Here is a 10,452-nt window from a genome sequence, read left to right on the forward strand (position 1 = left end):
GGGCGTGGGGTGCGCGCGGTCCGGGGCGCTCGCAGGGTGTGGGGAGTCCGTAGGGCGCGTGAGGTCCGGGGCGCTCGCGGAGTGCGGGGAGGGCGTGGGGTGCGCGCGGCTCGTCCCGGCCGGCTCCTGGAAGTGCCGTACGACTTGCGCTGCGACGGCTTGGGCCGCGCGGGAGGGCCTGCGGCGCCCGTTGTGTGCCAGGTGGACGGAGACGTCGGGGAGGGCGGGGCCGCGTACTGCCGCGAGTTGGCCGTCGCGCAGCGACGCGGCCACGTTGGCGTGCGGGAGGACGGTCAGGCCGAGACCGGCCGCGACGCAGGAGCGGGTGGCTTCGATGCTGCCGAACCGGGTCAGCCGAGGCCGCGCGTCGGGGACCGCCTGCAGCCGGTCGGCCAGCCAGTCGCTGTAGGAGCAGCCCTGCTCGTGGAGGAAGAAGCTCTCCCGCGCCAGTTCCCGCCAGGTCACCGGGCGTTCGCGACCGGCGAGGGGATGGTCGAGGGCGCACAGCAGGACCAGGGTCTGGCCGGTGACGCGCTCGGCCGTGATGCCGGGGAAGTCGGCCTGCTCCTCCAGCAGGAGGGCGCAGTCGAGTCTCCCGGCCCGCAGCCCCTCCACGGCGCCGGTGGTGCCGCACGGCTCCAGATGCACCGCCACCTCCGGGTGGGTCTCGCGCAGTGCGGCGATCACGCTCGGGAGGTGGGCCGAGCAGAGGGTCTCGCCCGCGCCCAGCTTGACCGTCCCACGGACCGGGCCATCCTCGTTGGCCGCCGCGAACAGCCGTGACTCGGCCTCCAGGACTTCTTCGGCCGATGTCAGCAGCCGCCGCCCCGCATCCGTGAGCAGCGCGCCTCTGGCCACCCGGTCGAAGAGGCGGGTGCCCAGCGCCTTCTCCAGGGCTCTGATCTGCACGGTGACCGTGGACTGTGCGAGCTGCAGCTCGGCGGCGGCGCCGGTGAAGCTCTCCGTTCTGGCGAGGGCGAGGAAGGTTTCGAGCAGCCGGGTGTCCATGCCCGCACCCTAGCAACCCATCGGGAATCTCGATCGCTTTCATGCATAACTATCGTTGGTAATAATGCGACCAGCGTGGAAGGGTGAAGCCATGACTTCCTCAGCGGCCACCCCGCCCACAGCAGACACCTCAGCGGCGACGACGACAGCAGCAGCGGTGACCTCCGCGGCAGCGGTTTCCGACGTCCTCCGCTATACGGCGTTCACCTCCGACCCCGACGGCGGCAACCCGGCCGGCGTCGTCCTCGACGCCCGGGAACTCGGCGAGCAGCAGATGCTGGCGATCGCCGCCGAGGTCGGGTACTCGGAGACGGCGTTCGTCACCGCCAGGGACGAACCGCGGCGCCGGTTCACGCTCCGCTACTTCAGCCCTCTCGCCGAGGTCGCCTTCTGCGGACACGCCACCGTCGCCACCTCGGTGGCCCTCGCCGAGCGCATCGGCCCCGGGGAGCTGGTCTTCGACACCCCCGCCGGCGAGATCGGGGTGGCGACCGTGGCCGATGAGCACGGTGCGGTGCGGGCCACCCTCACCAGCGTCCCCACCCGCTCGCGTCCCGCCCAGGACGCCGAGGTGGACGCCACGCTCGCCGCCCTGGGGTGGGCGGGCGCCGACCTCGATGCGGCGCTGCCGCCGCACGTCGCCTTCGGCGGCAACGAGCACCTGGTCCTCGCGGCCGGCTCCCGCGCCCGGCTGGCCGACTTGGACTACGACTTCGAGGCGCTCGCCGACGTCATGCGGCGATACGGCTGGACGACGGTGCATCTGGTGTGGCGCGAGAGCGACGACCGCTTCCACGCCCGTGACCCGTTCCCCGTCGGCGGCGTCGTCGAGGACCCGGCCACCGGGGCAGCAGCAGCCGCGTTCGGCGGCTATCTGCGTACGCTCGGCCTGCTGCCCTCGGCGGGCCTGGTCACCGTCCGGCAAGGTGAGGACATGGGCCGCCCCAGCGAGCTGATCGTCGGAGTGGACCCGGACGACGCGCGGGTGCGCGTCACCGGCCACGCCGTGCCGATCGCCGCCCGCTAGGGCTCATCCGTCGTCCTGCGTTACCCGGCGTGGGGGCCGAGCAGGGGCAGCCCCTACCCGGACAGCCCGCCGAAACGTCTCTCGAACAGCAGCGGTACGGGCATCGAGGGGACGGCCGCCAGGTGGCTGGTGGAGCGGTGGTTCGCGGCCTGCGGCAGGTGGGGCAGCTTCGTGGCCTCCAGGGGGAGCCGAGGCGGCTTGCGCTCGTGCCAGTGGCCCGGCACGAACAGGCTGCGCCCGGCCCGGGGCCGGGTGGCCCGGAGCACCAGCGGCGTCGCGGCCAGCTCCGCCGCTGCCTCCTTGAAGCGGGCAGGCTTCCACCCCGTCCACGCCTTCACATTGCGGTCCGTCGGGTCCGGGAGGGCCAGCAGCATCAGATGGAGGGCAGCCGCGTCCTCGCTGAGGCCGTGCTGCTCCGCACACCGGGTCACCAACTGCGGGACGGAGCGGGACGGGTGCTGCTCCCATCCGGCGGGGGCCTCCGCGTCGGCCGCCAGATGGGCGCCCAGTGCGGCGAAGTCCTCGCTGAGCAGCAGGCGCAGGTCCGCCTGCGCGGGCAGCCCCGAGGAGGTGGGGAGCCACTGGGAGGGCAGGACGGAGTCCAGGTAGGTGTCCAGCGCTTCCAGTATCGGATCCTCGGGGCCCGACAGCCGGGCCGGATCCACATACACATGGCGGACGTCGTACGTCTTGTCCTCGGCCTCTGTCACGGCCGGATGCGCGGTGAGAGCGTCGGTGGCCGGCGGGGCACCCATCAAGTAGTTGCTCTGCAGGGAGAAGACCCGCAGCGGGCCGGGGCCCGCTGCCAGCTCTTCGCGGAGGCGCAGGATGGCGGCTCCGACAGCCGGGCGCAGCGGATCGCCCGCGGGTGTGCGGTAGGCGAGCCAGGCGGCGAGGCGGGGCAGCGCCAGCAGTTCGGGTCCCGGGCTCAGCGGTATGCCGTCGGCGAGGCAGTCGGCACCGGCGGCTACACGCGCCAGGAGGGCCGAGTGCCGCAGCGGCGGCCACCACAGCCGGTCGGCGGCGTCGGGGGTGTCGGAGGCGTGCACCTCTTCTTCGGGGGTGCGGCGAGGTGTTGCCGACTCCCCTGTGGGGGCGGAGATTTCCTTGTCCGCCAGGGGCATCAGCTCGTTCGGCGGGGGCAGCGGCCGGCCGATCTCGCGCAGCCACCACTCGGCGGCGCGCTGTACGTCCGGCCCCTCGGTCCACAGCAGTTCGGGGTCGCCCGGCAGCAGTCGGCCGTAGAACGCGGCCAGTTGCCCGGGGGTGAGAAAGTGGCGGAGCCCGTCCAGCGCTCTTTCGTACGCCTTCTCCGTCACGTTCCAGCGCTGGATGCCATAGGAGCCCGTGATTCCGGGTAGGGCCTGTGCGGCGGCCTGGTGCGGTGAGCAGGTCAGCGCACCGCGCAGCAGAACCACGGCCTCTGCGGTCGTAAGGCCGAGCTGCCCGGCGAACTCGGCGGCCAGTTCGGGGCGGGCGGGGGCCGCGCCGTGCTGCTCATACAGCTGAGCGAACCGGGTGAACCAGCTGCCGGGACGCGCGGGTTCCAGCACCCGGGCTCCGGCCGGTTCGAGGCCGGCGGCGGCGAGCGGGCCGGCCTTGGGGAAGTCGCCCCCGGGTGCGTACTCCAGCACCCGCAGCGCGGTGAGTTTGCGGGCCATCGGCCCACTGCGCTGATGGAGCACCAGGGCAGCCGACTTCTCGGTACGGATCGGCCAGGTGAACAGCAGGGGCAGCTTCCGCGCCGTCTCTGTGGGCAGCACATACTCCACGACCCGCCACTCACCGGAGTCGAGCGGGAAGTTCGCATACTCCGCCAGTTCCGCCACCGTTTTGGAGGCGTCGCGGGTGAGGCCCATCGCGGCGCGCAGGGCCTCCAGCTCGGCGTACCCGTGCAGGCGCCCGATCCCGAACCGCTGCCACTTTCTGTCCTGTTCCCCGCTGCCCTTCCGGAGGTCGCCGTCCCAGGGCGGGGTGTCGGAGGCCGCCAGGTGCATCAGCTGCCGGGTGAGGGCCTGCCAGGCGGTGTCCGGCTCCCGGGCGGCTGCCGGGTCGGGCGCTGGGGCCCGCTCGTCCGCCGGGGTGAAGCGGCGCACCAGACGGGCTTGGCCCTCAAGGCAGTTGGCCGCCATCACCAGCAGATGGCTGATCCGGTGGAAGGTTTGGCCCGCCTCCTGCCAGGTGGTGCCCTGGGCGAGCTCGGGCAGTTCGTCGCGGAGCAGGACGTAGTTGGCGCCCCGTGCTCCGTCGCCCGGGCTGAGATGTTCGGGCTCCACCTTGGCTACGATCTTCTCGATCCGCTCGCGGTCCAGCTCCGGCGGCAGTTCGCGCATCAGCAGCCCGATGACGTCGACCGCGGCGAACTCGCGGGCCGCCTCGGCGTCCTGGAGCAACTGGTCGACCGCTCCTCCGACATGGACGAAGCGGCCGAGGATCAGCACCAGCCCGTCGAAGTCGACCCCGGCGCGCAGCAGTGCCCGCTCGCGCGCGCACCAGGCACGCAGCTCCTCGTGACCGACCCAGGTGGCGTACAGATGGGCGATCCCGCCCCAGCCCTTGGTCTGGTGCGGGTTGTACCAGCGGTTGGACGACATGCCGTCGGCCGCCCTGTCGCCCTCGACCGTCATGTCGAGATCGGCGCGCATCCAGGCACGCACCTCGCGCTGGAAGCGCTCGTCGGCCAGCAGGTGGCGCAGCTCGGGGCGGCGCGAGACCAGCAGGTCGTACGGCCGCGCCGCGGCCAGCCGCTCCGGTGGGTCGCTGACCGGGACGCCGTGTTCCAGGAGCACGTCCATCAGGTCGAGGGGAATGCGCTGCCGCACCTTCCAGTCCCGGTACGTCCACTGCCGGAACTCGACGGGGACGCCGTCGGCGGCTGCCTTGGGGGCTACGCGCTCCGCCAGCTCGTAGAGCACCGGCCATGGGCTGCCGTCGCGGACCGGCAGGGTGTTGACGCAGTCGGTCAGCCAGGCTGCGGTCGCTCCTGGCGGAAGTCCGGGGCGCTCTCCGGCCAGCTGGGCGAGTGCCCCGGTGCGCTCCAGCAGGGCCCGCCACAACTCGGCCCGTCCGTCGGAAGCGTAGCCACGGGGCCGCAGTTCGAGGACTGCCGCGCGGGCCGCCTCCCCGGAGCGCTCGACCAGCACCTCGATGGGGCGGCCCTTGCAGCAGCGGGTCCAGAACTCGGTGTCGGTGAGCGAGAGCGTGCCGTCCGCGATCAGCTCCGCCATCATGGTGGCCAGCTCTTCGTCCTGGTCCAGCCCGGCGGCCTTGGCGAGCTTGCGGATGTCGGCCGCCAGCTGCGGGTGGCATTCGCCGTGGCCGCGGCGCCTGGCGCGGACCACCTCACGGAAGCGGGTCAGCTGCACGGGGCCTGCGCTGCCCTCGGCGGCCAGTTCGCTGACCCACGCGCGCAGTACGGTCGCGGAAAGAGCTCCAGCTTCGGCGTAGCGCAGATAGCGGGAGTGCAGCCAGGCGTGGTCGGGTGTGCGGCCGAAGTTGCGCTCGGTCTTGCGGGCCCGGCCGAACCAGGCCGCCGCCTCGGCTTCGCACTCCTCCTGGAGGGCGAAGTCGGCCATCTCGTCCAGCAGGGTGACCGCCAGCGCGGGCGCGGTCTCCTCAAGACCCGCCAGCACGCGGTCCATGTCCTTCTTGAAGACGTACTTCCAGTCCACGGTCTCGTGCTGGAGAGCGCGGATCTTCTCCAGGGCGAGGCGCTGCTGCTGTGGGTGGGCCGCCAGCACCCGCTCGGGGAACGGCAGCTGTCCGTCCTCATCCGGTGCCGCGTGCGGGATGCCGGTGGCGAAGAGGCCGTCGGGCAGCCAGGCGTCCTCGCCCATCAGCAGGTCGCGGTACGGGACCACCTCCTCGGGCAGCAGCTGGGTGAGGGTGAGCCCGTGCGGGCCGGCGTAAGTGCGGGCGAACAGGCCCTCCTCGCCGCGCTCTTCGGTCAGCGGGACGCCCGCTTCCTCCAGCGCGCGCCGCCACTCCGGGTCGGCCTCGGCCAGCGCACGCGGGGCGCCCGTCCCGGCACCGGCCCACGCCTGGGCGTACTCCTCGCACACCGCGCGGTGGGCGCGCAGCGCTTTCCGCACGGCGATCAGCGAGAGCAGCCCGGGGTCGCCTGCGAGCGCGCCCGGGACCGTCTTGAGCTTCCGGCCCTTCGGGTTGCGGTAGACGAGCTCTAGCCCGTCGTCCGTCAACTCGGCCGTGTAGCCGTCCTTCTCCACGCTTGCGGCCATGGGCTGCTGCCTTCCCCGTCGTCCCCGTTCATCCCCGTCCGCGCGCCGCCAGGGCACAGCTGTTCCCTGAGCGATCTGCCGTGCGGGGATCTTGGGAACACCCTACGCACCGCCACCGACAGCCGCTGCCGCCTGTGGATAACTTCGCGGCGGACCCGGGACACACGCCGAGGGCGGGCTCGGGCTCACGCCGAGGGCGGGCTCGGGCTCACGCCGAGGGCGGACTCGCTCACGCCGTCATGGCACTCCGGCTCAGGCACGCGGATAGCGGGTCAGCCAGGCCGGGGACGCCGCGCCGGGGCCGTGCAGTGCCGGGCCCTGCGTCATCTCCATGGCGAAGTCGTCGGCCAGCTCCAGGATCGTCGCCCGGCCCTCCAACTCCGCCACCCAGCCCGGCGGGAGGGAGGTCTCGCCGTGCATGGCGCCCAGCAGGTTGCCGCAGATGGAGCCGGTCGAGTCGCTGTCCCCGCTGTGGTTGACAGCCAGCAGCAGACCGTGCCGGACATCCTCGGCGACCAGTGCGCAGTAGACGCCGATGGACAGCGCCTCCTCCGCAGTCCAGCCCTCCCCCAGCGCCGCCACCCGTTCCGGGGACGGCATGCCCTGGCGGACGGCGCCCAGGGCGCGCTTGAGGGCTTCGGTGGTCTCCTGGTGGCCCGGCCGGGCCGCGAGGTGCACCAGGGCACGCTGTACGGCGGTGTCCAGGTCGTCGCCCCGGGCGAGGGTGTGGACGATCGCGGCGAACGCGCCGGCCGCGAGATAGCCGGTGGGGTGACCGTGCGTCTGTGCCGCGCACTCGACGGCGAGCTGGAAGACCAGTCCCGGCTCCCAGCCCACCAGCATGCCGAACGGCGCCGACCGCATGACCGTGCCACAGCCTTTGGAGTCGGCGTTCTTCGGCTGCTCCACGGTGCCCATCCGGGGGTCAGCCAGCCCGCTGAGGCAGGCGTTGCCGGGTGCGCGGCGGGCGTAGAGCCACTCCTGGCGGGCGAGCCAGCCGTCGTCAGCACGCCGCTCGTCGGGGCCCCAGTCCCGCTGGGTGGCCGCCCAGCGGCGGTAGGCGGCGTGCACATCGGTCGGCGGGTGCCAGGCGCCGGTGTCACGGCGTACATGGGCGCGGATGAGGCCGTCGACGGTGAACAGCGTCATCTGGGTGTCGTCGGTGACCGCTCCCCTGCGGCCGTAGGCGGGCACGTAGTCGGTGACGCCCTGGGGCCCCCATTTCTCGCGGATGGCGGCCAGGGAGTCGAATTCGACGCCCGCACCCAGTGCGTCGCCGATGGCGCCGCCCAGCAGACAGCCGCGCACCCTGCTGCGGAAGTCCTGCTGCTCGGACCGCCCCCATATGGCCGTCGAACCGCCGTCCCCGCCACCCGCACCTGTCACGTCTCGCTGCCCTTCCTGAAGCTTGTGGGCCTTCCTGAAGCTTGTGGCTCCCGCACTTTATTAAAGATCCGGCCGGGCGGAGGGGTGTCCTGAGGAGCTGCCGGTGGCGCACCACCGGCAGCCCGTGACGCGCACCAGTGGCGGCACGCGGCGTTACACCAGTGGCAGCAATTCCGGCAGATGGCCGTCCGATTCCTGCGCTGCCCTGATGCGCTCCGGCGGGACCTCGCCGTAGCCGGTCGTACGCGCGCGGGCGGGGCGGCCGGCGGCTTCCGCGATGGCGACCAGGTCCTTGATGGAGCGGTAGGAGCCGTAGGAGGAGCCAGCCATCCGGGAGATGGTTTCCTCCATGAGGGTGCCGCCCAGGTCGTTGGCGCCGGAGCGGAGCATTTCGGCGGCCCCTTCGGTGCCCAGTTTCACCCAGCTGGTCTGGATGTTGGGGATCCATGGGTGGAGCAGCAGCCGGGCCATGGCGGTGACCGCGCGGTTGTCCCGGGTGGTGGGCCCGGGACGGGCGATACCGGCGAGATAGACGGGTGCGTTGGTGTGGATGAAGGGCAGCGTCACGAACTCGCTGAAGCCGGCCAGTCCCTTCTCCTGGGCCGACTGCTGGATCTGCGCCAGCAGCCGCAGATGGCCCAGCCAGTGGCGGGGCTGGTCCACGTGCCCGTACATCATCGTGGACGTCGAGCCCAGGCCCACCTCGTGCGCCGTCTTGACGACCTCGACCCAGGTGGCTGTCGGCAGCTTGCCCTTGGTGAGGATCCAGCGGACCTCGTCGTCCAGGATCTCGGCGGCCGTGCCCGGGATGGAGTCAAGACCGGCCTCCTTGGCGGCGGTCAGCCACTCCCGGATCGACATGCCCGTGCGGGTGGCGCCGTTGACGACCTCCATGGGCGAGAAGGCGTGCACATGGAGGCCGGGAACGCGCTTCTTGACGGCACGTGCGATGTCGAAGTAGGCGGTGCCCGGCAGGTCCGGGTGGATGCCGCCCTGCATGCACACCTCGACGGCGCCCACGTCCCACGCCTGCTGCGCCCGGTCGGCGACCTGCTCCAGGGAGAGGGTGAAGGCGTCGGCGTCGGTACGGCGCTGCGCGAAGGCGCAGAAGCGGCAGCCGGTGTAGCAGACGTTGGTGAAGTTGATGTTCCGGGTGACGATGTACGTCACGTCGTCGCCGACCGCGTCGCGGCGTACGTCGTCCGCTGTGCGGCACAGTGCGTCCAGCGCCGGTCCGTCGGCGTGCAGCAGTGCGAGGGCCTGCTCGTCGGTGAGCTTCGTCGGGTCGGCGGCGGCCTGGTCCAGCGCCTCGCGTACGTCGGAGTCGACGCGCTGCGGCGCCATTCCGGGTGCGGCGCGCTCGCGCAGCTCGTCCCAGTCGCCGTACACCTCGTCGAAGTCGTCCCGCCGCTGGGCGGTGCGGCCCTCGGTGTCGATGGTGCGGTGCAGATCGGTCCGTCCCATGGGGGTGAAGCCCTCGTCGGGCTCCTGCCAGGGCCGGCCCTGTGGGCGCGTGTCCGGCAGTGCCAGCCCCGTCCGCGGGTCGGCCAGCGCCTGCACGTGCGGCACGATGCGCGGGTCCAGCCACGGCTCGCCGCGCTGCACGAACTCCGGGTAGACGGCGAGCCGCTCGCGCAGCTCGAACCCGGCCTCCCGGCTCTTTGCGGCCAGTTCGTCGATGTGCGGCCAGGGGCGCTCGGGGTTGACATGGTCGGGGGTCAGCGGCGAGACGCCGCCCCAGTCGTCGATCCCGGCCTCGATCAGCCGCGCGTACTCGGCGTCCACCAGATTCGGCGGCGCCTGGAGGCAGCCGGACGGGCCGAGGATGTGCCGCGCGACAGCGACGGTCGCCACCAGGTCGTCCAGTTCGGCATCGGGCATACCGCGCATCGCCGTGTCCGGCTTGGCGCGGAAGTTCTGGATGATCAGTTCCTGGACGCCGTGGTAGGCGCGCTGTACGCGGCGCAGCGCGAACAGCGAATCGGCGCGCTCCTCGTACGTCTCACCGATACCGATCAGCAGACCACTGGTGAACGGGACGTTGGAGCGGCCTGCGTCCTCCAGCACCCGCAGCCGCACCGCGGGTTCCTTGTCGGGCGAGCCGTAGTGCGGGCCGCCCGGTTCGCTCCACAGCCGCTCCGCGGTGGTCTCCAGCATCATGCCCATGGAGGGCGCCACGGGCTTGAGCCGCTGGAAGTCCGTCCAGGAGAGCACTCCCGGGTTGAGGTGCGGCAGCAGGCCAGTCTCCTCCAGGATGCGGATGGCCACGGCGCGGACGTAGGCCAGCGTGTCGTCGTAGCCCTCGGCGTCGAGCCAGGCGCGCGCCTCGGGCCAGCGGTCCTCCGGCTTGTCCCCCAGTGTGATGAGGGCTTCCTTGCAGCCGAGTTCGGCGCCGCGGCGGGCGATGTCGAGGACCTCGTCCATCGACATGTACATCCCGTGGCCCTCGCGCCGCAGCTTGCCCGGGACGGTCACGAACGTGCAGTAGTGGCATTTGTCGCGGCACAGCCGGGTGAGGGGCAAAAAGACACTCTTGGAGTACGTGATGACACCGGGCCGCCCGGCAGTGGCCAGGCCCGCGTCTCTGACGCGGGCCGCCGACGCGGTGAGGTCCGCCAGGTCCTCGCCCCGCGCCTGGAGGAGCACGGCGGCCTCCGTGCGGTCGAGTGCGACCCCGTCCCGCGCCCGCTTGAGGGCCCGGCGCATCGCGTTGGCCGTCGGCGTCTGTCCGTGTGAGGTCATCCCTCGAGCCTAGCTCTCGGTGCGAGCGGCGCAGGTGGGGCGGGTGGGGCG

At 72.4% G+C, this 10,452-nt stretch carries 5 protein-coding genes; 1 reads left to right on the top strand and 4 read right to left on the bottom strand.

All coding sequences use genetic code 11. The annotated features are described in order from the left end of the window. The coding region (locus ITI46_RS30490) for a LysR family transcriptional regulator (protein WP_209243163.1) at window positions 1-1,008 on the bottom strand (1,008 nt) is incomplete at its 3' end. Window positions 1,009-1,099: 91 nt separating this feature from the next. On the opposite strand from ITI46_RS30490, the gene ITI46_RS30495 reads away from it, so the two are divergent. Next, a complete protein-coding gene (locus tag ITI46_RS30495) occupies window positions 1,100-2,035 on the top strand; it encodes a PhzF family phenazine biosynthesis isomerase (protein ID WP_209243164.1) in 936 nt (311 codons plus the stop codon). A gap of 53 nt (window positions 2,036-2,088) precedes the next feature. Here ITI46_RS30495 and ITI46_RS30500 read toward each other — a convergent pair whose 3' ends face one another. The 3 genes from ITI46_RS30500 to ITI46_RS30510 form a co-directional block, all read right to left on the bottom strand. After that, window positions 2,089-6,273, bottom strand: a complete 4,185-nt coding sequence (locus tag ITI46_RS30500) for a hypothetical protein (RefSeq protein WP_209243165.1) — start codon at window positions 6,271-6,273, stop codon at window positions 2,089-2,091. 252 nt (window positions 6,274-6,525) lie between these two features. Further along, window positions 6,526-7,659, bottom strand: a complete 1,134-nt coding sequence (locus ITI46_RS30505) for an ADP-ribosylglycohydrolase family protein (protein WP_209243166.1) — start codon at window positions 7,657-7,659, stop codon at window positions 6,526-6,528. A gap of 153 nt (window positions 7,660-7,812) precedes the next feature. Next, window positions 7,813-10,401 (bottom strand): bifunctional FO biosynthesis protein CofGH, encoded by a 2,589-nt coding sequence (locus ITI46_RS30510; protein ID WP_209243167.1) that lies wholly within the window; start codon window positions 10,399-10,401, stop codon window positions 7,813-7,815. Between the last annotated feature and the right edge of the window lie 51 nt (window positions 10,402-10,452).

The sequence above is a fragment of the Streptomyces oryzae genome (assembly GCF_017676365.1).
Classification (GTDB): domain Bacteria; phylum Actinomycetota; class Actinomycetes; order Streptomycetales; family Streptomycetaceae; genus Streptomyces; species Streptomyces oryzae.

Excerpts from the sequence above, each read along its gene's own strand:
- ITI46_RS30510 (WP_209243167.1), bottom strand. The coding sequence starts at position 10,401 with ATGACCTCACACGGACAGACGCCGACGGCCAACGCGATGCGCCGGGCC.
- ITI46_RS30495 (WP_209243164.1), top strand. The coding sequence starts at position 1,100 with ATGACTTCCTCAGCGGCCACCCCGCCCACAGCAGACACCTCAGCGGCG.
- ITI46_RS30500 (WP_209243165.1), bottom strand. The coding sequence starts at position 6,273 with ATGGCCGCAAGCGTGGAGAAGGACGGCTACACGGCCGAGTTGACGGAC.